The sequence below is a fragment of the Microcoleus sp. Aus8_D2 genome, assembly GCF_036702665.1.
GTDB lineage: Bacteria > Cyanobacteriota > Cyanobacteriia > Cyanobacteriales > Microcoleaceae > Microcoleus.
Map to the genome: position 1 here is coordinate 201,849 of NZ_JAUBUN010000002.1, position 24,908 is coordinate 226,756.

General features: G+C 47.4%; 18 protein-coding genes. 9 read left to right on the forward strand and 9 right to left on the reverse strand.

Annotation, left to right across the window (positions count from 1 at the left end; translation table 11 throughout):
* The first annotated feature begins 419 nt into the window (after positions 1 to 419).
* The 3 genes from QUB64_RS02690 to QUB64_RS02700 all read left to right on the forward strand — a co-directional run bounded on the left by QUB64_RS02690 (position 420) and on the right by QUB64_RS02700 (position 5,766).
* Entirely contained in the window at positions 420 to 1,088 is a 669-nt protein-coding gene (locus QUB64_RS02690; protein WP_333266233.1) for a chemotaxis protein CheW, read from the forward strand.
* A 192-nt stretch (positions 1,089 to 1,280) separates the two neighbouring features.
* Positions 1,281 to 4,286, forward strand: coding sequence for a hybrid sensor histidine kinase/response regulator (locus tag QUB64_RS02695; protein WP_333266234.1), 3,006 nt, complete (start codon positions 1,281 to 1,283; stop codon positions 4,284 to 4,286).
* Between the two features lie 460 nt (positions 4,287 to 4,746).
* Complete coding sequence (locus QUB64_RS02700) at positions 4,747 to 5,766, forward strand: chemotaxis response regulator protein-glutamate methylesterase (protein ID WP_333266236.1); 1,020 nt, start codon at positions 4,747 to 4,749, stop codon at positions 5,764 to 5,766.
* A gap of 88 nt (positions 5,767 to 5,854) precedes the next feature.
* Here the strand turns inward: QUB64_RS02700 and QUB64_RS02705 are convergent, their stop codons facing one another.
* Positions 5,855 to 6,058, reverse strand: coding sequence for a hypothetical protein (locus QUB64_RS02705; protein WP_333266238.1), 204 nt, complete (start codon positions 6,056 to 6,058; stop codon positions 5,855 to 5,857).
* A gap of 127 nt (positions 6,059 to 6,185) precedes the next feature.
* Between QUB64_RS02705 and QUB64_RS02710 the strand changes: the two genes are divergently transcribed.
* Positions 6,186 to 7,517 (forward strand): adenylate/guanylate cyclase domain-containing protein, encoded by a 1,332-nt coding sequence (locus QUB64_RS02710; protein ID WP_333266240.1) that lies wholly within the window; start codon positions 6,186 to 6,188, stop codon positions 7,515 to 7,517.
* 193 nt (positions 7,518 to 7,710) lie between these two features.
* Here QUB64_RS02710 and QUB64_RS02715 read toward each other — a convergent pair whose 3' ends face one another.
* The 4 genes from QUB64_RS02715 to lpxA all read right to left on the reverse strand — a co-directional run bounded on the left by QUB64_RS02715 (position 7,711) and on the right by lpxA (position 11,900).
* Entirely contained in the window at positions 7,711 to 8,997 is a 1,287-nt protein-coding gene (locus tag QUB64_RS02715; protein ID WP_333266242.1) for a DNA cytosine methyltransferase, read from the reverse strand.
* Between the two features lie 23 nt (positions 8,998 to 9,020).
* On the reverse strand, positions 9,021 to 10,193 hold the full coding sequence (lpxB, locus tag QUB64_RS02720) for a lipid-A-disaccharide synthase (RefSeq protein WP_333266244.1): 1,173 nt from the start codon (positions 10,191 to 10,193) through the stop codon (positions 9,021 to 9,023).
* Positions 10,194 to 10,488: 295 nt separating this feature from the next.
* Positions 10,489 to 10,806, reverse strand: coding sequence for a hypothetical protein (locus QUB64_RS02725; RefSeq protein WP_333266247.1), 318 nt, complete (start codon positions 10,804 to 10,806; stop codon positions 10,489 to 10,491).
* 299 nt (positions 10,807 to 11,105) lie between these two features.
* On the reverse strand, positions 11,106 to 11,900 hold the full coding sequence (gene lpxA / locus QUB64_RS02730; protein WP_333266248.1) for an acyl-ACP--UDP-N-acetylglucosamine O-acyltransferase: 795 nt from the start codon (positions 11,898 to 11,900) through the stop codon (positions 11,106 to 11,108).
* On the opposite strand from lpxA, the gene QUB64_RS02735 reads away from it, so the two are divergent.
* The gene (locus QUB64_RS02735; RefSeq protein WP_333266250.1) at positions 11,901 to 12,083 is read left to right on the forward strand and encodes a hypothetical protein; all 183 of its coding nucleotides are present in this window, start codon (positions 11,901 to 11,903) and stop codon (positions 12,081 to 12,083) included.
* Positions 12,084 to 12,253: 170 nt separating this feature from the next.
* On the opposite strand, the gene fabZ is transcribed toward QUB64_RS02735, so the two are convergent.
* Together fabZ and lpxC are read right to left on the reverse strand one after the other, a co-directional pair.
* Entirely contained in the window at positions 12,254 to 12,775 is a 522-nt protein-coding gene (fabZ, locus tag QUB64_RS02740) for a 3-hydroxyacyl-ACP dehydratase FabZ (protein ID WP_333266402.1), read from the reverse strand.
* A gap of 86 nt (positions 12,776 to 12,861) precedes the next feature.
* Positions 12,862 to 13,719 (reverse strand): UDP-3-O-acyl-N-acetylglucosamine deacetylase, encoded by an 858-nt coding sequence (gene lpxC / locus QUB64_RS02745; protein WP_333266253.1) that lies wholly within the window; start codon positions 13,717 to 13,719, stop codon positions 12,862 to 12,864.
* Between the two features lie 5 nt (positions 13,720 to 13,724).
* On the opposite strand from lpxC, the gene QUB64_RS02750 reads away from it, so the two are divergent.
* The gene (locus tag QUB64_RS02750; RefSeq protein ID WP_333266255.1) at positions 13,725 to 13,862 is read left to right on the forward strand and encodes a hypothetical protein; all 138 of its coding nucleotides are present in this window, start codon (positions 13,725 to 13,727) and stop codon (positions 13,860 to 13,862) included.
* Between the two features lie 290 nt (positions 13,863 to 14,152).
* Here QUB64_RS02750 and QUB64_RS02755 read toward each other — a convergent pair whose 3' ends face one another.
* Both QUB64_RS02755 and purC read right to left on the reverse strand, forming a co-directional pair.
* Positions 14,153 to 16,633 (reverse strand): BamA/TamA family outer membrane protein, encoded by a 2,481-nt coding sequence (locus QUB64_RS02755; RefSeq protein ID WP_333266257.1) that lies wholly within the window; start codon positions 16,631 to 16,633, stop codon positions 14,153 to 14,155.
* Between the two features lie 405 nt (positions 16,634 to 17,038).
* Positions 17,039 to 17,767: a phosphoribosylaminoimidazolesuccinocarboxamide synthase gene (gene purC, locus QUB64_RS02760; protein WP_333266260.1), complete on the reverse strand. Its 729-nt coding sequence runs from the start codon at positions 17,765 to 17,767 to the stop codon at positions 17,039 to 17,041.
* Between the two features lie 256 nt (positions 17,768 to 18,023).
* On the opposite strand from purC, the gene QUB64_RS02765 reads away from it, so the two are divergent.
* The 3 genes from QUB64_RS02765 to QUB64_RS02775 all read left to right on the forward strand — a co-directional run bounded on the left by QUB64_RS02765 (position 18,024) and on the right by QUB64_RS02775 (position 24,810).
* Positions 18,024 to 18,455 carry a response regulator gene (locus tag QUB64_RS02765; RefSeq protein ID WP_333266261.1) on the forward strand — a complete coding sequence of 144 codons (432 nt, stop codon included), beginning with the start codon at positions 18,024 to 18,026 and terminating at the stop codon, positions 18,453 to 18,455.
* 239 nt (positions 18,456 to 18,694) lie between these two features.
* Complete coding sequence (locus QUB64_RS02770) at positions 18,695 to 22,144, forward strand: response regulator (RefSeq protein ID WP_333266263.1); 3,450 nt, start codon at positions 18,695 to 18,697, stop codon at positions 22,142 to 22,144.
* Between the two features lie 347 nt (positions 22,145 to 22,491).
* Positions 22,492 to 24,810, forward strand: a complete 2,319-nt coding sequence (locus QUB64_RS02775) for a DNA phosphorothioation-associated putative methyltransferase (RefSeq protein WP_333266265.1) — start codon at positions 22,492 to 22,494, stop codon at positions 24,808 to 24,810.
* Positions 24,811 to 24,908 lie beyond the last annotated feature (98 nt).

Sequence of the window (24,908 nt, forward strand, 5' to 3'; positions counted from 1 at the left end):
TAGGTCTGCTCCCGATCGATTCGGTTTTTTAGAAGAATAACAGGTTTGGGGAGGCTCAGTCTAAAATCTATTTTTTTGTACAATAGTTATTGTATGGTGCTGTCGAGGGCTGAATGTGACGACTACCATTGGTGTCAACAAACACGTCAAACGTACTCATAGACTGCTGTTTACCGCTGAGGCCAGATCACCCTAGCCCCCCGGATAGTCGGGGGGGACAGGAGTATTTTCTTGCGTCCCCCGACTATCAGGGGGATGCGAGGGGGATCTTCTAAGAGGTGGTAAACGAGAGATACAAAGGGTTCCAGGCTGGTTGTTGACACCAATGCCCCCGTGACGCACGCTATGGTTAGTTAGCTCAACTGGTGCGCAGTGCACACCCTAAAATCTCAAATCTCAAATCTAGAATCTAAAATCGAATGACTGATGATTGCTGGAATCGGATCGGAGTTGGGGGCGATCGCACTTGTCCTCAATTAAAAACATTTATTCACTGTCGCAACTGTCCTGTCTATTCCGATGCGGGCCGGAGTCTGCTGGAACAGGAATTGCCGGCAGGATATCTCGAAGAGTGGACTAATTTACTGCGATCGAGTCAAGGAGTAACTAACGCTGTCACGGCTGCGGGTACTGTATCTGTAGGTATTTTTAGGCTTAACGGCGAATGGTTGGCTTTACCGGCGGCGTTGTTTAAAGAAGTGACGCAGATATCTGTTATCCACACTGTGCCACACCGCAGCAATCATATACTTATCGGTTTGGTGAATATTCGTGGCGAAATCCAGTTGTGCATTTCGCTAAAAGCACTTTTGGGATTGGAAGCAGCAGATGCTAGCCGACAAAATATTAGTCCTGTTGTTTACGAGAGGATGGTAGTTGTTGAAAGAGAAGGCAGCCGCTGGGTGTTTGGAGTGGATGAAATTTACGGCATTCACCGCATTCTCCCGGAACAAATCAGAAATGTTCCGGCTACTGTTTCTAAAGTGCCAGAAACTTATACTAAAGGGATGATCAATTGGCAGGGGCAAAGTGTTTGTTATCTGGATGATGATTTGCTATTTTATACGTTAAATAAGAAGATTATCTGATGCAAAACCTGGCGAATGTAATTCGTTTTTACACACAGAAAATCTGGCGAATGGAATCGGGCGAATGGAATTCGCGTCTACACAGGCGAAACCCGCCGGACGCCGGTTGAAGAAGACCGGGCGAATGGAATTCGCGCCTACACACACAAAACCCGCCGGACGCCGGTTGAAATAAATTAAGGATTAATAAAAATGAGCAATCAAGATCTGAGTAATTTCTCCATGATGGATTTATTTCGCATGGAGGCGGACACCCAAGTAGCAATATTAAATGAGAATATTTTGGTATTGGAAAATAACCCGAATTCTCCTGCTGAATTGGAATCTTTGATGCGGGCGGCTCACTCGCTTAAGGGCGCGGCGCGGATTGTGGGACTGGATGCTGCTGTGCGAATCGCTCATGTGATGGAGGATTGCTTTGTGGCGGCTCAGTCTGGGACGATCGCGCTAGACTCACCTGATAAGATTGATGTGATGCTGCGGGCGATCGACCTTTTGGCCCAAATCAGCCAAATTCCCGAAACCGAGATCGAAAATTGGCTCCCGGTTAATCGATCGCAAATTGAAAGCTTAGAAACTGCCATCTTAGCAATTATCAACAACGAACAATTAGATTTGGGCAGCCCATATGAAGCAGAAACAATAGAACCAGAGGCGATTTTTGAGAGCGAAACTCCGCTGGAATCAATACCGCTACTTCATCTTAATTTTACCACAGAAACAACAGAATATCCACAATTAAATTCTGATATTACTCCAGAAATATTGCCAGAATTGCAGCAGGTAGAAACTCCAGCAACTCGGCTGGTAAAAACCGATTTGCCCATGTTAGCTTTATTTTCGGGAGAAGTAGAAGCCCAATCAATACTCTTAAACCAAACTTTACTATCGCTCAAAAATAACCCCACTGAATACTTAGACTTGGAATCCCTTGTCAAATCCGCTCATTTAATTAAAGGTGCTGCTAGAATAGTTCAGTTCAATGAAGTTGTCAAACTTGCCAAGGCGATAGAAGATACATTTGTGGCACTTCAGAAGCACAAAGCTAGCTTAAATACCAGTCAAATTGATAGTCTGGTTGCCGGAATAAATGTCCTGGTAAATATGCAGGACATTCCTGCGATAGACCTCGAAAATTGGCTGGCAGAACAAGATGGAGAAATAGATATTATTGTAGCAGATATAAGTCTAATTTCGGAATCATTTAAAAGTCAGAAAGCAGCAATTTTAACCGCTGTTTCGTCACAAAATCCTGCAATAGAAACGAGTTCCAAAGCCACGCAGAATTCGCAAAAACCACCTAAAATAAATGCTACCGAACTAACAAAAAATGGCGGTAATTTTCCCCAAACTGCTAATTTTACAGCAGTAACTGTAGAGCAACGAGCGACTCAACTTGCTCCCGGACGACCTTCAAGTTCCAATCTCAGGGAAAACGCTCAAAAGCCTAAAACTGCTGACCGCGTAGTGCGAGTGAATGCGGAAAATTTAAACCGGATTATGGGTTTGGCGGGCGAATCTTTAGTAGAAGCAAAATGGCTGCAACCGTTTGCTGATTCATTGTTGAAACTGAGAGCAAACCAAGGGCAATTGTATAGTTTGTTGGAGAAATTGCAGGAATCTTTAAGCGATTCTGTCCTGGATCAGCGCTCGGAAGATTATCTGGGGAGTGCTCGCAAAAAAGCTAACGATTGCCGCCACATTTTGTCCGATCGCCTAAACGAACTAGAACTTTTTGCCCGCCGTTCTGCTAATTTGTCCGATCGGTTGTACCGAGAAGTTATTGCGAGCAATATGCGACCGTTTGCTGACGGCGTTTCAGCTTTTCCGCGAATGCTGAGAGATTTAGCTAGACAGTTGGGTAAGCAAGTAAAATTTGAAGTTATTGGTAAATCTACTCAGGTAGATCGAGATATTTTAGAAAAATTAGAAGCACCGCTAACGCACATTTTGCGCAACGCTCTTGACCACGGGCTTGAAATGCCGGACGCGCGTTTAGCTGCGGGGAAATCTGCTGAAGGTACGATCCGGCTGGAAGCTGCACACCGGGGCGGAATGCTGTCAATTACTGTCTCGGATGATGGTTCGGGAATAGAACCGGAAAAACTGCGCGAAAAAATTGTGACTAAAGGTATGGTAAGTGCGGAAATGGCGGCGAAATTGACTGAACCGGAACTGATGGATTTTCTGTTTTTGCCGGGTTTTTCTACTGCTAGTCAAGTGACGGAAATTTCCGGGCGCGGTGTGGGTTTGGATATTGTGCAGAGCATGGTGCAGGAGGTTGGTGGCATTCTGCGGGCGGCTTCTGTCCCGGGAAAAGGTATGAGTTTTCATTTGCAGTTGCCGCTAACTCTGTCGGTAATTCGCACGCTGTTGGTGGAAATTTCGGGGGAACCTTATGCTTTTCCGCTGACTCGGATCGATCGCATTGTGATGGTTGACTCTGCTGAAATTGCGATCGCGGAAAACCGACAGTATTTTAGTCTGGACAACCAAAACATTGGTTTGGTGACGGCTTATCAAGTGTTGCAGTTACCTGCGCCGCCTGAGAAGTTGGATTTGCTGCCGGTGATCATTGTGAGCGATCGCTCTAGCAGTTACGGTTTAGCTGTAGATAAGTTTCTGGGCGAACGGGATTTAGTTGTGAGGCCTTTAGATCCGCGTTTGGGTAAGGTAGCGGATATCAGCGCCGCCGCTTTTATGGAAGACGGTTCGCCGGTGCTGATTATCGATGTTGAAGATTTGGTGCGATCGACTGATAAACTGCTGACTGAAACTCGGTTGCAGAAAGTTAGTCAAAATGCACAAACTTCTGAATTAACAAATCGCAAGCGAGTTTTGGTAGTAGATGATTCGATTACAGTCAGAGAAGTAGAGCGAAAACTTTTAGAAAATCAAGGATATCAAGTAGAAATAGCTGTTAATGGTATGGACGGTTGGAATGCCCTGCGCACGGGGGATTTTGATTTGGTAATTAGCGATGTTGATATGCCGCGCATGACGGGAATTGAGCTGGTCAGTCAAATTAAAAATCATTCGGGTTTAAAGTCGATTCCGGTAATTATTGTTTCTTACAAAGACCGGGAGGAAGATAGAATTAGAGGTTTGGAAGTGGGAGCGGATTATTATTTAACTAAAAGCAGTTTTCACGACGATACGCTATTAAATGCGGTTGTTGATTTAATCGGCGAGGCTTGAATAAAAACTATGGGTATGATTTTATAAATCAAAAATAAGGCCACCAAAATGTGGTATAAAATAGTAGTATGGTGCGTCAGCCTGTGCTATTTGATTGCAGTTTTTAATCCGATGAAATACAGCTTTGGACATGGCGCGAGAGCCATTCATCGTGTAAAATTAAGCTGAAACGTATTCCCAGACGGTCGTCAGACGATTAGGCTTTCGATCCCCCCGGCGCCCCCCGAATCGTTGCGGGGGAACCGTTCGCACTCTTTCGTCCCCCGACTATCAGGGGGATGCGAGGGGGGTCGAAACTCGGGTAAAAGTAGTAGGGTGCGTCATCCTGCGTAATTCGATCGCTAATTGAGAAGCTGTTTGCTGATGCACCCTACAAGTTTTGTTTTAAAGAAAATGCCGCAGCCTAAAAAACTGTATCAGCCGACTCCGGTAACTACCCGCAACCTAAAATTAATCAAATATGACCAATTTCAACATGAAAATAGCGATCGTCAACGACACGCTGATTGCTGCTGAAGCCTTGCGCCGAGTTTTGGTGACAGTACCGGAATATGAAATTGCTTGGATAGCTGGCGACGGGGCCGATGCGGTATCCAAGTGCGCCCGCAATACCCCGGATTTGATTTTGATGGATTTGATCATGCCGGTGATGGATGGTGTTGAGGCGACGCGCCTGATCATGAAGCAATCTCCCTGCGCGATTCTGTTGGTGACATCTTCGGTAACAGGTAATGCCGGCAGGGTTTTTGAAGCTATGGGATATGGAGCTTTGGATGCTATTAATACGCCGATTTTGGGGTTGATGGGCAATTCCCAAAGCGGCGGTGTGGAGTTATTAAAAACTATTTCTAAAATCGCTAGATTGATTGGCAAAAGTAACTCGACTTCGATATTTAACAGCGCCACTCCTAAATGCCTGACTCCGCCGCTGTTGGCGATCGGCTCTTCGACTGGCGGGCCCCAAGCTTTGGCAACTCTGCTGTCGGCTTTACCGGCAAATTTATCGGCGGCTGTGGCGATCGTCCAACACGTAGATGCTGAGTTTGCTCCTGGTTTGGCAGAATGGCTGAGTCAGAAAACGAATTTGTCGGTGAGTGTCGCAGTTGCCGATCGACCTTTGGAAGTCGGTAAGGTGGTAATTGCCGCCACTAACGACCACTTAGTATTACAATCAAACTTAACACTTAAGTATACGAAGGAACCTTTAGACTATCCTTACCGCCCTTCAGTAGACACTTTTTTTCAGAGTGTCGCCCAATACTGGCCGGGCAAAGGGGTGGCAGTGCTGTTAACCGGTATGGGCAAAGACGGCGCTAAAGGACTCAAAGTTTTGCGCTCGGCAGGCTGGCACACGATCGCCCAAGACCGCGCTACCTCTGTAGTTTACGGGATGCCGAAAGCGGCTGCTGAGTTGAATGCGGCTGTGCAGGTTTTGCCAGTGGAGGCGATCGCCCCAGCCTGCATCAAATATTTAGTGTAGAAATTAGGAGAGAGGTTTGGGCCATATAGCTTAAGCTCTTAAGCACAATGGCCGGTGACGTGCGAGACCCTCGTTGAGGATCATCTATCTATGGGGTGGTGTTTTGGGAGTTTGTCGATCGTGCTTGTATCTTGCAGAAGTCCGTAGTTTCGCGGATTTCTGCGGTGCGGGCACTGGGCAAATACACGCAGCCCAGAAGCTGCTGACCCAAAAATTGGCGATCGTAGCCCTTGCCATTCATATCAAGCGTGCTAGGCTGTGTAAAGATTTTGCAAAAATGAGCCGGTAACATTTTGCCAACCTGGTATTATCACCTGGTAAGCGTACTTAAATAACACCGGAGTCGTGACTGATATTTACCAAATTTTCAAGTAAAAGTTTTTATCCTCTCCAGACAATGGCCGTTGCCCGATCAAGTTATGAACTTAACTCACTCTCAGGCTATTGAATTCGATCGCACTTATGCAGTAAATCAACGAGAAATCCCAGAATTCAACGGCAACGTGGTAACGTTGAAGTTTGAGGAGCGGGGAAACAATGGAAAAAACCCAGTTACCGCCAAAGATAGAGCCATTGTCAGTAACATCAACTTGGAGAGCAGCCGCCACTCTATTGACTTAAATTTACCCTTAAATTCAGAAAGCCAAAAATTATCTAGCTTGACCGAATACACTGTGACAGTTTTACTGATTGACGATCAGGAAATGATCGGCGAAGCGGTGCGCCGAATGCTTGCTAGTGAAAAAGATATTAAATTTTATTACTGTAACGATCCGGCTCAAGCAATTCATAAAGCATTAGAGGTGAAGCCAACAGTAATCCTCCAAGATTTAGTAATGCCAGAAATAGATGGATTGCAGTTGCTGCGCTTTTTTCGAGCGAATTCGCTGACGCGAGACATTCCGATGATTGTCCTCTCCAGTAAAGAAGAGGCCGAACTCAAAGCGCAAGCATTTTCCTTGGGTGCTAACGATTATTTGGTGAAATTGCCCAATCCCGTCGAACTCATAGCTAGAATCCGCTACCACTCCAAAGCTTATATGCACCTGTTGGAAAGGAATCTAGCTTATAAAACCATGCAGGATTATTTACAAAAATTAGAGATAGAACAAAAAAAATCCCAGGAGTTACTACTAAATATATTGCCAGAGGCGATCGCCGAAAGATTAAAAAAAGAACAAGGTGTAATCGCCGACGAATTTGCAGCAGTTAGTGTCATGTTTGCGGATATTGTTGGCTTCACCCAGTTGTCGGCATCAATATCGCCCAAAAAATTAGTACATTTACTCAACGATATATTTTCCAAGTTCGACGATCTCGCCGAAAAGCACGGTTTAGAAAAAATTAAGACAATTGGCGACTCTTATATGGTAGTGGCGGGGTTGCCAAATCCGAGAGCAGATCACGGAGATGCGATCGCCGAAATGGCGCTAGATATGCAAGAAGCCATCAGCACATACAGAGAAAAGCTCGGCATCAGTCTCAGCATCCGCATCGGCATTCATTCCGGGCCAGTCGTAGCCGGAATCATCGGTACAAAAAAGTTTATTTACGATTTGTGGGGCGATACGGTAAATACCGCTTCCCGAATGGAATCTCACGGTATCCCAGATGGAATTCAGATTACGGAAGCAACTTATTTGCTCATAGAAGACAAGTATGAGTTTGAAAAACGAGGTTTAATTAGTGTCAAAGGTAAGGGACAAATGGCTGCTTATTTGTTGAAAAGAAGATTGGAAGTTGATTTTTAATTCTAAATTGGGAATAGGTAATATTGATTGATCGATCGAGCCTCGCGTGTGGTAAAGGCTCGCGAGCGTCCCCGCTCGCACTCGATCGAGGCTCGCGTGTGGTAAAGGCTCGCTTGCAGGATATGATATCGTTTCTATTTGCATCGGAATAAGGATTTTCCCAGTGCAGTGCGAGCGTCTCGCTCGCGTGGATTCAAAGCGTGGATTCAAAGCGTGGATTCAAAGCATAATATTGTTCTGCTTCCGACCCATTCAGTTTAAGCAATGAATCATCTCCACTTGGAAGCTTGAAACTCGGCTTAATTGGTTTCACGCCCAAAGCGCTAATAATCTGCGCAGCTACAGCTTTCGCCAATAGCGGCGGTACAGAATTTCCGACTTGGCGAAAACCGTGCCATTTTGTGACGTGAAATCTAAACCAGTCAGGATAGGAATGCAGCCGCGCAGCTTCTCTGACTGTAATGCACCGAGGGGCGATCGGGTGAATTGGTCTTGGCGAAGTATAAGCGCCCCTCGCCCTGTCGGTTCCAGCTCTGAGAGTGTTGCAAACTCCCTCGGGGTGCAGCTTGTAAAAACGGCTGATTGGCTCTTTTTCGCCGTAGGCTGCTGCTGCAAATCTTTCCATACATTCGACAGAATGTTTGGTGCGCCGGCTAGAAGAGAGGATTTGTCGATCGTACTGGCGATTGTAGGAATAATCATCATCAAAATCGTCGATCCCGCGCATGATACTTGCGTAATCATTCCTGCAATCTCCGTACTCCGCCATTACCCAATCTCGGTACATCAACTCGCTGTAGTTTTCCACTTCTGGCAAATCTCCAATCGCATCCCAAACTGTCGGGACAGCAGGTAAATTAACTTTTTTATAGCGTTTGGCAAGTTTCTTTTTCGGCAGAAAAGTAGTTGGCTGAGGGTATTTCGGCAGATCGTAGCCTTTTTTGCAACCAATCAGAAACAATCGTTTGCGAGCTTGCGGCACTCCGTAATGAGCGGCGTTGAGAACTTGATAGTTTTCTTCTACTTGATAGCCTGCTTCCAGAAAAGAGCTAATTAAAAGATTCAGCAGTTCTTTGTGTGGGCCGGCCACAATTCCCGGCACATTTTCCATGACAAAAAACTTGGGTTTTAGCTCCAAAACTAAGCGCTGAAAGTGAAATATTAAAGAATTTCGCGGGTCGTCTACATCGCGCTTCCCCATCAGCGAGAATCCTTGACAGGGCGAACCGCTGATTACTACGTCGATCTCGCGCCGCCCGATCGCAGATTTTTTCCTAATTTCCGCTCCCGTGAGTTCTGCGACATCTTTGCACAATATAGAACACAGCGGGAAATTAAACTCGTGTGTGGCGCAGTGAATTGGGTCAATTTCGACTGAGGCAAGCACATCAAAACCTGCTTGTTCAAATCCCAGCGTCATGCCGCCTGCGCCTGCAAATAAATCAACAGCGATCGGTCGCTTTTTCCGATAGCTTAGCATAACATTTCAATACTAAATTTGCTTTAAGAAGCTGTATTTAATTTAACATTTTTCATTATTTCCGCAGCCGCGCGATCGCACACGCCCACATCTCCCACACTTTCGCGCATTTCCCGATAGCCCGCCAAAGTTTGCTGGCGCCGAGCGGCATTTTGCAGCAATTCCAGTGCGTGATTCACGATATTTTCCGCCGTGGCGTCGTCTTGCAGCAACTCTGGGACGATCGGCTTCATTTCCACCAAATTCGGCGGAGAGATAAAAGGAATCGACAATTTCAGGATGTGGCGAGCAATAATCGCCGTAATCCGACTGACGCGGTAGGCAACAACTTGCGGAACGTCGAGCAAAGCTAATTCCAAATTAACAGTACCAGATTTCGCGATCGCAAAGTCGGCAGCAGCCAAGATTTCCAGATTTTGATTTTCCAACAAAGTAGCCCGCAAACCGTAATTCTCGATCGCTTCCTCGATTTTGCTGCGGAAAGCTGCTTGAGAAAGTGGAATCCAGAAATGAACTTGCGGCAATTTAGCTTGAATAATTCGAGCCGCCTCAAATATAACCGGCATCAGGTACTTGAGTTCTTGCTTTCTAGAAGCGGGAATTAAGGCGACTGACACCTGTTCCGGCTCAATTCCCAAAGTTTTGCGGGCAACTTCCCGACTGGGCGCAGATTGCATTCTATCCACCAAAGGATGACCAACCCAACTCACATGAGCTCCTTTTTTCTGATAATAACTAGCTTCCTCGGGGAAAATTGCCAAAATGCGATCGGCAATCTTGACAATCAATTCAGTATTGCGAGGAGAAATCGAGCAAACCCATTCTTGAGGTGCGATGTACCAAACCACAGGCAAATCCGGCAAACAGCGGCGGATATAGCTACCAATACCGAGATTAGGAGTCAAATAATCAATCAATACAACCGCATCTGGACGGAACTTTTTTAGATATTGTTTAGCTTTTTGCTGAACTTGGATCGTTGGCCAAATATAGGGCACTGATTCTATAATGCCCATAGAACCAATACCCACAGTATCGCCTAAAATAGTAGCACCAGCTTGGGCCATGCGAGGGCCACCCAATGCGGTTATTTCTAACTCCAAACCAGCGGCGACAGCGTGACGTTTTAAGGCTGCAACTAACAACGCCCCTTGCAAATCGCCCGAAACCTCACCAGTGCTGATAAAAATTTTCATATTCTGAGTTTAAACAGGCGAGATTTGTTCTAGTAATTCAGTCACAGCATCATATATATCTGGCATATTAGCATAGCGTAGCAGTAATTCTCAATCGAGTTCAGGGAGAAATGTACTCCGGGAAATTTGCTCGTAATTTTCATTTCTCAAGCAGTAGATAGATAACTGGTTATTTTGCCAAAACCAAACTTCCCGAACGCCCAATATGAAGGTAAAATTCTAGAGTGTCTGTGCCCCCGCTAGTAATTACGACTTCAATAGCAATATCTGGGACTGTTTTCTGGGTTCCTATGTCCTAGGAATCATCGGGTTCTTTTCTACCTCCCAACTCTCTGTTACCCAGAGTGGGCCCGCCCTTGCCATAAAATCGAATCCCGCTTGCTCTCATATAGGCCTCTAGCGGCATACAGAGAGTTTTTTTGATGATTTCATGTTCCGGCGAGACAGTCATAAGTTGCAGGATGCGATCGAGATAGAAAAATTTTACACCGCCAATATCTTTAAACGCTGATTCTATCGCTTCAAATTGCTCCCAGCTAACATCTGAGAACCTGATGCAGCCATATTGTTCTGTTTCAGGGGATGTAGATTTGACTGAAGTATACACATTCATAGCCCAACAGTCGCTTAGTTAATAGCTTTAATTGTACGTCATATCCAATTTGGCTTTAATACCCCTTAATTCTTGAGTCGGCGTCCGGCGGACATGGTTTGTATAGTAGCGGTTTCAACCGCTTTGATTTCTTGAGTCGGCGTCCGGCGGACATGGTTTGTATAGTAGCGGTTTCAACCGCCGACTTGGATTTCTTGAGTCGGCGTCCGGTGTTCGGCGAGCTCCGTCGAGTCGCGGACATAGTTTGTATAGTAGCGGTTTCAACCGCCGACTTTTATCTAACCCAAATTTAGAATCATTCACTTTTTGCCAGGAATCAAACCGCGGCGCCCTTTGCTTATAGACTGCTGCACAAATCTCCGCAAGTGCAGCAAGTGCGGGTTTTCTGGCAATAAATCCAACTGTTCCAAAGCTTGATTGAGAGTGTAGCCAGAATGGTATAAAATCCGAAAAGTTTTCTTTAAGACTAGCAAATCTTCTGGGGTCAAACCTGCGCGTTCGAGGCCTATTTTGTTGATAGCTCGCACTCTCGAAGGATTCCCCTCGACTAGCATATAAGGAGGCACGTCTCGATCGATCCTGCTCAAGCCACCGATCATCGACAAGCGGCCGATGTGGACAAACTGGTGCACGCCCAAAACCCCGCTGAGTCTGGCTTGGGACTCAATTTTGACGTGTCCGGCTAGGGCTACAGCGTTGGCGATGATTACTCGATCGGCAATATCGCAATTGTGACCCACATGAACGTAAGCCATCAACATATTATTATTGCCGAGCGTGGTGCTTTCCCCCGCTCCAGTAGCGCGGTTAATTGTCACGTATTCCCGAATCACATTGTTGTCGCCAATTGTTACCCTAGTCAGAGAACCCTCATATTTCAAATCTTGAGGTTCCAAACCAATTGCCGCACCAGGGAAAATTTGATTGCGAGCACCTATTTCTGTTAGCCCGTCGATAATTGCATGAGCGCCAATCTTAGTCTCCGGCCCGATTTTCACTCTTTCCCCAATTACAGCATAAGCGCCCACTTCTACAGTCGGGTGCAGTTCGGCGCGGGGATGAATCACAGCAGTTGGGTGAATCAAAGTAAGCATTTGTCAGTTTTTAAGAAGAAGGAAGAAGGAAGAAGGAAGAAGGAATCGGGAATTGGGAATTGGGAATTGGGAATTGGGAATTGGGAATTGGGAATTGGGAATTGGGAATTGGGAATTGGGAATTGGGAAGAAGATATACAGAGCAAGCTTTTTAGCAACCCGTATTTTACACAGTTTAATTAGGTGGATTTACTTAGATGGTAATAGGTAATAGGTAAGTGGTAATTCATAATTGATAATTTGCAATTTTGCTTCGCCAAACCGTTATTAGTTGTTAGCTATTAGCCATGCCCCATGCCCCATGCCCCATGCCCTATGCCCCATTCCCCATTCCCCATGCCCCATTCCCAAATTTAATCTACCATCGAAAATGTCAATTCTCCTTCACAAACTTTTTGTCCGTCCACTTCTGCAATTGCCTGCATTTTTCCGAAACGGCGGCGTTTTACCCACAGCAATTCTAGAGTCATCAACAACTGATCCCCCGGTACAACTTGACGGCGAAACTTGACTTTATCAATTCCGGTAAACATCCACAATCCTTGCTCGATGTCCGGTAACTGACCGAGAACCATACCGCCAACTTGAGCCATCGCTTCGACAATTAAGACTCCAGGCATAATCGGTCTTCCGGGAAAATGCCCTTGAAAATGCGGTTCGTTGAAAGTCACATTTTTAATTCCTACAGCCCGCACTCCCGGCACGTAATCAACAATTCTGTCTACCAGTGCAAAAGGATAGCGGTGAGGCAATATTTTCTGGATTTCTTCGAGAGTAAAAGTAGATTTGACCGCTGGAGAATCCTGACCGTTTTCTATAGGAGCGGATTCGGCATTAGCAGTGTTGAGGGTGTTAACTTCAGTCAGGGTGGACATTGCTTGAAAACTTTTGAGTGTGGTAAAAACGCGACGGATCGCGTCTAGGTTTGTGAATTGTAACTGTGAATAGGCTCGCACCTGTTCTAACTTGTCTGTAGTACCGCCTCAGCTTGGGAGTTCAGGGCTAAGCCAAGTTGGACGTGCAGGTTGTGACTGGCTTTGTAAGCCAAGTAATGAGCTTTTGGCAAAGTTCCCAGCAGACTGAGATCGCCTACTAAGTCTAGGATTTTATGCCGCACTGGTTCGTTGGCAAATCTCAAGGGCGGGTTGAGCCAGCCGGATCGATCGCAAACTAGGGCGTTCTCTAGGGTACCACCTTTGATCAAACCTGCTTGTCGCAATTGGTCAACTTGGCGAGCAAGTCCAAAAGTGCGGGCTGGGGCGATCGCGCTAGCAAAACTTTCTACCTCTGGCGACCAACTGTACCACTGATTGCCGATCGCGTGTTCCTCAAAATCAATTCCATAACTAAACCGAGTTTGAGCCGACGGTAGGGCCGCAGCAAAAGCATCCCCGTGACGCACCCAAATCGGCTCAGTCAGGACGAATGAGGGACTTTGATCTTCCTGGGATTCTTGAGGAATTAGGCCAGTATGGGCGATCGCCTCTACCCAAACTTGAGCTGAACCGTCCAGCAGCGGCACTTCCGGCCCATCAACCTCAATTCGAGCATTATCCGCTCCCATCCCCGCCAAAGCGCCTAATAAATGCTCTACAGTGCGAATTTGAGCACCTGCGGCACCCACCAGTTCAGTAGAAAGTGCCGTCTGACAAACCGCCTCAATTTTTGCCGGAATTATCGGAGCACCGGGCAAGTCAATTCTGACAAAATAGCGGCCTTCTCCAACCGCAGCAGGCAAGACTCGGACGCGAGTTTGTTCGCCGCTGTGCAAACCAATTCCTGATAGTTCAAATTCAGATTTTAAGGTACTTTGGGGCATGGGGCATGGGGCATGGGGAATGGGGCATGGGGCATGGGGCATGGGGCATGGGGCATAGGGCATCGGCCAAAGAGGCCAAACAGGGCATTGGTCAAACAGGCCAAACAGGGCAAACAGAGCATTGGGCATTAGTAGCGGGTTAGTTAACCGTGCTAATTACCCATTACCAATTACCCATTACCAATTACTCCTAACTAATGACTCTTCATTAATAGACCTCTTGCATAAGTCGAAAGATCGATCCTTCAACCGCAGATATCAGACAGATGCAACCGACGATAAACGCAGATGATTTCAGGGCGTTTTCCGATTTTTGCAATAGGTCTAATGACTAATGACTAATGACTCTTCATTAATGACTACTGACCAATGACTAATGACTAATGACTAATGACTAATGACTAATGACTAATGACTAATGACTCTTCATTAATTAAAATCGCTCGCCAATCCCAAAGTGAATTTGATTGTCGCCGCTGTCGTTGATACCGTAATCGATCCGGATCGGGCCTAAAGGAGATTGAATCCGCACGCCGAGGCCGTAACCGTAACCGCTACCGGGCTTTCTGCGAACACCAGCCGGGTCGCCGGGGACATCTTTGCCCGTGCCCAAGTCGGTGCCTGCATCCAAAAATAGCGCTCCGCCGATAAACGAAATAATCGGGAAACGGTACTCCACGCTGCCTTCTAGGAAGCTGCGGCCGGCTCCGAGGTCGCCTTCGTTGTATCCGCGCACAGAGTTGGCGCCGCCCAAGGCAAAAGCTTCGTAGGGAGGCAAATCTCCGAATACGGTGCCGGCTTTCAAACTAAATGCGAGGGTTTGAGGGCCGGGGGTAAAGTTTGTGTACTTGACTGGTAGATAAAAGCTGTAGCTGGCGCGCAGACGGTTGAGCAGGATGCTGCCGGAACCTACAGGAATCGATTGCTCCATCCCAAATCTGAGCAGGGAACCGCTGGTGGGGCGGAGTGGGTCGTTGCGTCGATCGCGCACAGCACCTGCTTGGATGGTTGTCAAGTCGTCGGAGCCGGAATTGCTCAAACTTAATTGGTTGCCGAGTTCGTCTTCGGCTTCGCGCCTGCCTTTGCGATCGGTAATTGAGACTCGCTGGTACTGCAAGCCGACTGAAGCAGTCCACTCAGAATCTGCAAAAGGATTGCGCGACAGGGGACGGGTAAAATTGATGCCACCGCCGGTGCGGACGATGCGGGGTCGATCGCCATTTGGCAAATAGACTTCCCGATCGCCGCCGTCAAAAATCACGCTGATCGATCGTCTTCTAAAAATATTAGCCGTGAAAGAAGTTCGGTAAGGATCGCCCGCAATCCAGGGGTCAGTAAAACTCAAGTCAAACAGGGTTTGGCGTTCCCCGATTTGTACTTCAGCCCCCAATTTCTGGTTCCTACCGTTCAAGTTTTGCTGCTGGTAACTCACCGTACCGAACAAACCCGTCGCCGAGCTCAAACCCGCACCCGCAGCTAGAGAACCGGTATTTTTCTCAATGACGTTGACAATTACCCTTGCCTTGCGGGGGTCAGTCGTTCCCGGTTCCAAAGCAAGCCGCACGTCTTCAAAAATCCCCAAACCAAACACTCGCCTCAAATCCCTTTCCGCCTTAGTGCGGTTAAAAATGTCTCCGGGCTTGAGTTGTACTTCGCGGGTGATGACATAGCGGCGGGTGTTGCCTCCGATCGGCTGACCGGTCGCATCCGTTGCCTCTCCTTCCTTGTTCAGGAATCGAACATCAACGGATTCGATCTGGCCTTCTGCCACTTGCAGGGTGACAGTGCCGTCGTCTGCTACTTGCGGGGCATCAGTGATTTGGCCCAAAACATAGCCGTTCTCTTGATACCACGCATTAATTTTTTTCACTCCCTCCTCAAAGCGGCGGAGGTTGAGAATTTTGCCGTACTGATCGCGGAAGCTGTCGTCAATTACGCTTTGGGGCAGCACTTGCTGGCCGGTGATTTTGACGAACCGCAGCACTGGATTTGGCTGCACGATAAAAGTCACCCGGACGCCCAACGGGGTGTCTTCCGGTACTGCCCGCACGTTTCTGAAAAAGCCTGTAGCAAAAATGGCGTTGATGTCTTGTTGCAGTTGGCCGCGGTTAGTCGTGCGTCCCGCTTGGGTGCTGATGACTCGATAAATCTCGTTTTGGAGATCTCCCGTCGCCCCGGTAACGGTAACTTCGGCAACTAGCACTTGCGGTTCGGCCGCTCCGGCTGGTGCGGGGGTTGGTCTCGGCTGCGGCGATCCTGGGCCAGAGGGCAATGGGGGAACGGTGTTACCGGGCGGTCTGGTCGGGGCCGGTCTGGTCGGGGCCGGTCTGGTCGGGGCCGGTCTGGTCGGGGCCGGTCTGGGGGTAATTTGGGCGTTTTGGGCGATCGCCCCGGATGCGTCTGGGGTCTGTGTCGGGGTAACTTGGAGGTCTTGGGCGATCGCCCCTGATTCGTCCTGTTTCCGAGGCTCTACCGCAACCCAGGCAGGCGAAACACCCGTCTCCGAGGGGGGGAGAGGGCTGGCAAGTTGTGCCTCTGGCAGGGCATTTGGGCTGCTAGAGGCGAGGGTATTGGATGCAATCTCGGGTTGGAGTTGCACCTGGGCGGGCGAAACCGGGTTTGCCGGATCTGTGACTCGGTTTGGGGGTTCGCGATCGTCTTCTCCTCTGCGAGGGGGCGCCGCTATTTTTAGGGCTGCCGCTGGGCTGCTGTTAGCTGCTGTGCGGTTTTGAGGAGAATTTTGGGTTAATTCTGGGACGGGGCGATCGGGTAATTCGATCGACGGGGCGGAAGGAAGGGTCGCCAAAGCTTCCTCTGTTGATTCAGAGTAGGATGTTTGACCACTTGCCGAATTTGATAATCCGAAGGTTGCTGAGACAGTAAAAACTGCCACCAATACAGCAGATAAACGCATTTTTGTTCACTCTTTTGGGCAATCCACACACACGACATTAGTCCTGCCGTCATCAGTCATTAGTCATTAGTCATGAGTCCTGCCGTCGGGCCGTCATTGGTCATTAGTTAACGGTTAACGGTTAACTGTCAACTGTCAACTGTCATTGAGTCGGTTGAATTTCGCACTGACTGCACGTCAAGAGGGATACAAGCCAGTTATCTACCCCCGCAGGGCCTTGAGTGGTGATCCCCAAATTTTAGACTAAGAGTTCAACCTCCCAGATTCATCTGTGAAGTAAATCTCAAATCGAAAAATGGAAAATCTACTGACCGCTAATTGATGACTGTTCACCGCTGATTGCTGACACCGAAGGTAGAAGGGTATAAGTACAAACTGTGCAATTGTAGCGCATTGCTAAGTGCTCTAGACTTTCTGAGCTAGAACCCGCTGGAGAACTTGCTGGTAAGCGCTTTCTACCGATCCCAAGTCGCGGCGGAATCTGTCTTTGTCCATCACGCGGGCGTCGGGGTCAGTTTCTGCGTTGTCCCAGAGGCGACAAGTGTCGGGACTGATTTCGTCAGCGAGGATCAGATTTTGATGTTGGTCGATACCAAATTCCAGTTTGAAGTCTACCAGGGTGATGCCACACTGGGTAAAAAATTCTTTGAGTATTTCGTTAATTTCACGGGCGGCGATGGACAGTTGCTGTACTTGTTCCGGGGTGGCTAGCTGCATTAACTGCAATCTGCCGCGGGTCAACAGCGGGTCTCCCAAATCGTCGTTTTTGTAATAAAACTCCACCAGCGGCGGATTGATAATTGTACCGAGGGCGATTCCGGTTTGTTTGCAAAGGCTACCGGCGGCAATGTTTCTGACGACGACTTCTAAGGGTAAGATGCGGACGCGGCAGACTCGCATTTGGTTGGGGGCGGGGGTGTCGATGAAGTGCGTGGGAATGCCTTTGGCTTCTAGCATCCGAAACAGGTGGGCGGATATGGCGCAGTTGATTTCGCCTTTACCGGTGATGCTGCCGCGTTTCTGGGCGTTAAAGGCGGTGGCGTCGTCTTTGAAGTGGGTCAGCAAAATTTCGCTGTCTTCGGTGGAGTAGAGGATTTTGGCTTTGCCTTCGTAGAGTTTGCGATCGGCTGACATGGCAGTTAATAATTTAGATGAGTTTTAGATTTTACAGTAGCTCGATCGGGCATGATTGGCGAGTTTTTGCCGATCGACAAAAACTCATGCCCCAGCAGTGGCGAGTACGCCTCCAGATATATACCGCCACCGGCTGAGGCATAAATGATTCTTTACAAAGCACAATAGAGATTAGACCTGCTGGGTTCGCGATGGTGCTGAAAGAAGCTCACCGCACAGACTGGCGGTTAAAAAACATCTGTAAAATGGCTGATTTATGGAAGACAAAAAAATTCATATCCTCTTGGTAGAAGATGATGAGGTGGATGTGATGAACGTCCGGCGAGCGTTCAAAAAAAATAATATAGTCAATCCCCTCTACTTGGCTGCAAACGGATTAGAAGCTCTGGATATATTGCGCGGGGAAAGCAAAACAGAGCCTGCAATGCCTCAAGCGCGCCGGTTGATTTTGCTGGACTTGAATATGCCGAGAATGAACGGGATAGAGTTTTTGCGAGAATTGCGGCTGGATGAAAAGTTGAAGTCGATTCCGGTGATCGTCCTGACAACTTCTAATGAAGATAGAGATAAGGTTGAAGCTTATAATTTGAATGTAGCTGGTTATATTCTTAAGCCTGTCACTTTTTCTAATTTTGTGGAAGTTATGGCTACCCTCAACAGATACTGGATGCTGAGCGAAATCCCTTAGATTATGGAAAATAAACAGATTTTTTTTCAATGTGAATTGTGTGATATTTCCGCACTGCATTTGTATTAATTAGTTGGGATAATCTCAGTTTTATTGTATTAGTGCTGTCCCCGCTCGCTAGATACAAGCAAGCCGGGGACAGCACTCCCAATAAACGCTTTTTACTCTCCGCAGAAATGCTTCACATTCATTTTTGGGTAGGCCGCAGCTTTTTCAGATAAATCCACAATTCGGTTGTTATGGACAAACTTATCAAAATTCTGATAGTTGATGACGATGAAGTCGATCGCATGGCGGTCAAACGCTCCCTCAAGTCCGCTGGGGTTTCGGTAGAAGTTACTGAAGCCGAAGACTGCGCCGATGCTCTGGCAAAACTATCGGTTAGCAAAAGTTCTAGTATAGCAGCCGCGAAACTCTCGCCTCCCAATAAATTTCAACAGTTAAGCGAGGTTGAGGAAACAGAAAATTCGCTGCTATTAAATCAGATATTTGACTGCAAATTTGACTGCGTATTCCTAGACTACGGCTTGCCCGACGGAGACGGACTCAGTTTGGTAAAAAGTGTACGACAAGCTGGGCTGAAAGTTCCCTTAATTGTGCTCACAGGTCAAGGCGACGAACAAATTGCTGTGGAATTGATGAAGGCGGGAGCTTCTGATTATATCGCTAAAAGCAAGATGTCTGCTGAAAGTTTGTCGCGCAGTTTGTACCATGCCATTCGGGTTTACCGCGCCGAATCTCAGGCGTTTCATGCCAGCCAACAACTTAAGGAAAGCGAGGAACGGTACAGGTTAGTTTTAGAGGGAGTGAACGACGGAATTTGGGATTGGGATTTAAGTAAAAATGAGGTTTATTGGAACGATCGCCTTTTGGAAATTATCGGTTTGCCGCGAGATCAATTTGGCAGCACGATGGATGCTCTCTACAGCCGCCTGCACCCCGATGACAAGGACGGCATCGTCCGGGCGATCGCAGCTCATCTAGAACAAGCGATCGACTACAATGTAGAATTCCGGCTGCTGCACTCATCCGGTGCTTACCGCTACTGCACTTCTCAGGGCAAAGCTCAGCGGAATTCCCAAGGAAAAGCACTGCGGATGGCTGGCATGATTAGCGATATTACTGAACGCAAACAAGCCGAAGCTGCCCTAGAAAGAGAACGGCAGCAACTCAAACAAATTATTACCTGCGTGCCCGTAGCCATGGCGATGTTCGATACAGAAATGCGCTATGTAGCTAACTCTCACCAATGGCTGACTCAATTTAATTTTGAGTGGCAGTCCCTGACAAATCTCAGTCATTACGAATTGTTTCCAGATACGCCTAATCGGTGGAAAATGATGTATCAAGATGTGTTAAAGGGTAAGGTAGTTTCTGTGAGCGAAGATGCTTGGGAACGAGCAGACGGCTCTGTGATGTACCTGCGCTGGGCAGCTCACCCTTGGTACAAACCCGACGGCAAAGTGGGGGGAATGGTGATGGTAGCCGACAAGATTAATGAGTTGGTGGAAGCCCGGGAAACAGCCCTGAAAGCCAGCCAGGTTAAGTCGCAATTCTTGGCGAACATGAGTCACGAAATTCGCACTCCGATGAATGGGGTTTTGGGCATGGCTCAATTGCTGCTGCGCGCTCCTCTGGAACCAAAACAGCGGGAGTGCGCTCAGACTATTTTCCGCAGTGCCGAACATTTGCTGAGCGTGATTAATGATATCCTCGATTTCTCTAAGATTGAAGCTGGAGAAATGCGGCTGGAAAAGGCGGATTTTGATTTGGATAGCTGCCTGGAATCGGTGATAGAAATGGTGGCACCTTTGGCAGAGGAAAAAGGTATTGAATTAAATATTTTAGTTGACAGTGCGGTGCCGAGAAAGTTGGTGGGCGACTCGGGTAGGTTGAAGCAAATATTGCTGAATTTGACGGGAAATGCCATAAAATTTACCGATCGCGGTCAAGTTTTAGTTCACGTGACCCTCAAGCGGGGCGATCGACTCGCAGACGGCAAACAAGGGGCAAAATTGCTATTTTCGGTGCGGGATACTGGGATAGGAATTTCGCCGGAAGGGCAGACAAAACTGTTTCAATCTTTTTCTCAGGTAGATGCTTCTCCGACTAGGCTGTACGGCGGCACGGGTTTGGGTTTGGCTATTTGCAAGCAGTTAGTGGAGATGATGGGAGGTGCCATTGGGGTTCGCAGTTTTCTCGGCAACGGTTCGACTTTTTGGTTTGCTGTACCTTTGGAAAAACAGTTGCAATTTGAGCCTCAGACTACCGAACTCACGGGCAAGAAGCTGTTAGTAGTCTCTGCAAGCGCTGTGAGGAGGGCGGCTGTGCGATCGTTCGCTCAAAGTTGGGGCGCCCGCTGCGACGAGGCAGAAACTGCTGCTGCTGCTTTGACTTGGTTGAAAAAGGCCAATAGCAGCATTTCTGGGCATTCGGAGGAAGGTGAAAAATGCTGTGATGCGGTGCTGGTGGATTTGCAAATGCCGGATTTGGATGCTGAGGAATTTGCTCAGAAAGTGCGATCGATGCTGACAGTTGGCTCGTTAATCGCCATGACGGCGCTGCGGGAACAGCCGAAAGCTGAAGCGCTTTGCTGTCATGGTTTTCGCGGCTATTTGATCGAGCCGGTGCGGCCTTCCCGCCTGCTTGAGGCTTTGCGGGCTGCGGTTAAGGGAACGGGAGAGTTTGACAGCTTGGAGGCTGCTCATACTTGCAAATTCCCAGGAGTTAATTCTGAATATGTTACTCTCAATTCGCCCTCATCTCTGAGAATTTTGCTGGCGGAAGACCATCCGATCAATCAACAAGTGATTGTCGAACAGTTGGCAGCTTTAGGGTATGATGCTGACTGTGCCGCCAACGGTCAAGAAGCCTTGGATTTGCTGGCCAAAAAAGGCTACGATCTAGTGTTGATGGACTGTCAAATGCCAATCCTTGACGGTTATGAAACGACGCAAAAGCTGAGAGAACGAGAAAATGGCGCTCGGCATACTTTTGTGATTGCTTTAACTGCTCACGCTATGCCGGGAGAACGAGAAAAGTGTCTGGCCGCGGGGATGGACGATTATCTCAGCAAACCTGTAGATTTAGATGCTTTGGCGGCGGTACTGAAAAAGTATGAAGCCCAAAATGTTGAGTTTAAAAATAAGTATGGAGTTAAAAGTATTAATTTGGAAAACAATTCTCACAATTCTGAGTTAGCAACAAATTATAAAGAAGCTGTGGAAAAAGCGGAGGTGATAACTATGCCGGCACCAAAGGCGATTCCCTACGGGATAGCTTCGCCGCGCGCGCTTCAAACTTGGGAATACGGAGACTGCGACGGACTGTTGGACAAAAGCAGATTGGAGCAACTCGGACGAGTTAATATTAAATTGCCAGAGCGACTTTTGCAAGCATTTGTGGGAAACGCGCAAGCTGATGTGGCTGCTGCCAAAATTGCCGTAGAAGCTAAAGATTGGCAAGCTGTGGAATATCAAGCTCACCGTCTCAAGGGAACTTCTGCCAATGTTGGAGTTGCTCAGATGTCTGATTTAGCAGCACAATTGGAGCATCAAGCGCGAGGCTTTCAATCTCAACCGCCAGCTTCGGGATTGTCAACAATTGAGAGGGTTGAAAACATATTAGCGAGTTTGTCCAGTCATTTAGCCAGAGTTCAAGAGTTTGTGGAAACTCGAATGTTTGGTTAACATTTAAATACTTCGATGATGATAGTGATTAATTATTGTATTTATTGTATGGTGCGTCAGGGCCAAATGTTTTGAAAACAGAGGAACAGTTTTATTCCTGACGCACCATAGGACTCAGAGTGCTAAGTTAGTTATTGTAGGGTGCGTCAGGTCGAAATGTTTTGAAAACAGAGGAACAGTTTTATTCCTGACGCACCCTAGGACTCAGAGTGCTAAGTTAGTTATTGTAGTTATTGTAGGGTGCGTCAGGTCGAAATGTTTTGAAAACAGACCAAAAGTTTTATTCCTGACGCACCCTAGGACTCAGACTCCTCGGCAATTAATTTAAAAAATCGATTTGTTTAGCGATGACTGACGATACCGATACAAACACTATTTCAAATAGCGAACCATTAGAAAATAATGGAGAACTGCTGACGCCTTTGATGGCTTTTGCTCGGGAAGTTGTATTGCAGGAAAACAATCCTCTTGCTGGGGAAACTTCTGTAAATGCCGTTCCGTGTCCGCCCGAGGAAATCAATGATTTTTCTGTGGATAATCTGGTAGCAAAAATAGCTAACTGCTGTCGAACAAGCCCAGTCGGCAAAAAATTACCTACGGCTTTTTACGTTCACGTTTCCGCTGTGTCCGCACTCAATCCTGTGCTGGTAATTTACGAAAATTGTGCGAGACGCTATCTCGAAAATATTGATGAAGCAACTTTAGTTAAGTTTTATCTCAATCAACCTAAAATATCTTATCTTTTTTACCCCGATTTCGATACAGACGCTCACCCTGCTTTGCAAAACAGCATCCAAATTAATCTAGAAACAGGCGAAGTTAAATATTTCGATTATAGCAACAGCGAAAATCCACCTGTTTTGCACCGCAAAGAAACTTTTGTAACACCAGATTATCCCAATTACGAGAAGTTTGCTCGGCTGACTCGCTGCGAGGAAGGATGGGGACTGCTGGACAATACAAGCGCGATCGGGACTCGCGATGGTTGGCTTAAATATTTGGGATATTGCGGTGTTGAAATCCACGATCATGCTGTTGTCGAGCGTGTGAAACAGGAGAATAGCGAGTTATCAATTCCCAAGATTGAGCGTCACAAAGCTGCGATGGTGCGCAACTCTATTTCTAAACCTCTGCGTTTGGTTTTGGAATCAGATTTGTTTGTGGATGGGATGACTTTTTTTGATTACGGTTGCGGTTACGGCGGCGATGTTAAATGTATTGCTGAAGAAGGTTATGCTGCTGCGGGTTGGGACCCGTACTATCAGCCGGATACTCCGCGAATTTCTGCGGATATTGTGAATATTGGTTATGTAATTAATGTGATTGAATCTTTGGCGGAACGCCGGGAAGCTTTGCTGAATGCTTGGGAATTAACTAAGAATTTATTGGTGGTGGCGGCTCAGGTTTTGATTGACGATCCGGATCGCGGTCAAATTGCTTATGGGGATGGGGTGATTACTTCTCGGAATACTTTTCAGAAGTATTATGAACAGGAAGAGTTGAAGGTTTATATCGATCAAGTTCTGAATGTTGATGCAATTCCTGTGGCTTTGGGAATCTATTTTGTGTTTCGGGATGCGGCGGAGGGTGAGGGTTTTCGGGCTTCTCGGTTTCGATCGCACTTAGCGACTCCCAGAGTGCGATCGCAAGTCAAGCGTTTTGAGGATTACGAGGAAATGCTGGCTCCTTTGATGGGTTTTGTGAGCGATCGGGGGCGGCTTCCGGTGAAGGGCGAATTAGCCGAAGAATCGCCGATTAAGGAGGAATTTCACAGTTTTAACCGCGCTTGGAGGGTGATTTTGCAAGCAACGGATGCGGATGATTGGGAGAAAATCGCCGACAAGCGCCGCCAGGATTTGCTAGTATATCTCGCTCTTAACGGTTTGGGCGATCGACCTTCGATGCGCCGGCTTCCCGCTCAAATCCGCAATGACATCAAGGGTTTGTTTGACAATTATCAAAAAGCTTGCACTTTGGCAGATTTAATGCTATACAGTCTGAGCAAACCGGATATTGTGGCGGACTGTTGCGAGGATAGTGCGATCGGCTACAAACAACAGGGTTCCCTTTCAGTTCACGTCTCATTTTTAGAAGAACTCGACCCTTTGCTGCGGCTGTACGAAGGCTGCGCCAACCGCACAATTGGCCGGCTAGACGGCGCAACAATTATCAAATTTCACGCTCGCAAACCTCAGATTTCCTATTTATTTTATCCCGATTTTGACACTAACCCGCATCCAGCCCTCCACAGGGCTATGCACATACATTTGGGCGACCTTTCTGTCAGCTATCAAGACTATTCCGATGTGTACAATCCACCCCTTTTGGTGAGAAAAGAAGCTTTTGTGACGCCTAGCTATCCTCATTACGAAAAGTTTGCCAAACTCACCCGCCAAGAGGAAAAGTTAGGGATTCTTGATGGTGGCGCAGTTAAGAAGTATCGGGAATGGGTGAAGTGTTTGGAGGACAATTGCGTTAAGATTAAAGGTCATAGGTTGTTTTGGCGATCGGATGCTGACCCTGAAAAATTAAAAATGCTGCAACAAGCTGCATCGGAACGTCACTCGCGAAAAATTGAGGTTAATGGGGGAAAGATTGAAGGAACCGCAGAGGCCGCAGAGAACACAGAGGAGGAGAAAGAAGAAGCAGAGGAAAAAGGTTCGTAGTCAGGACTTCAGTCCTTCTTTACTCGCGAAAAATTGAGGTTAATGGGGGAAAGATTGAAGGAACCGCAGAGGCCGCAGAGAACACAGAGGAGGAGAAA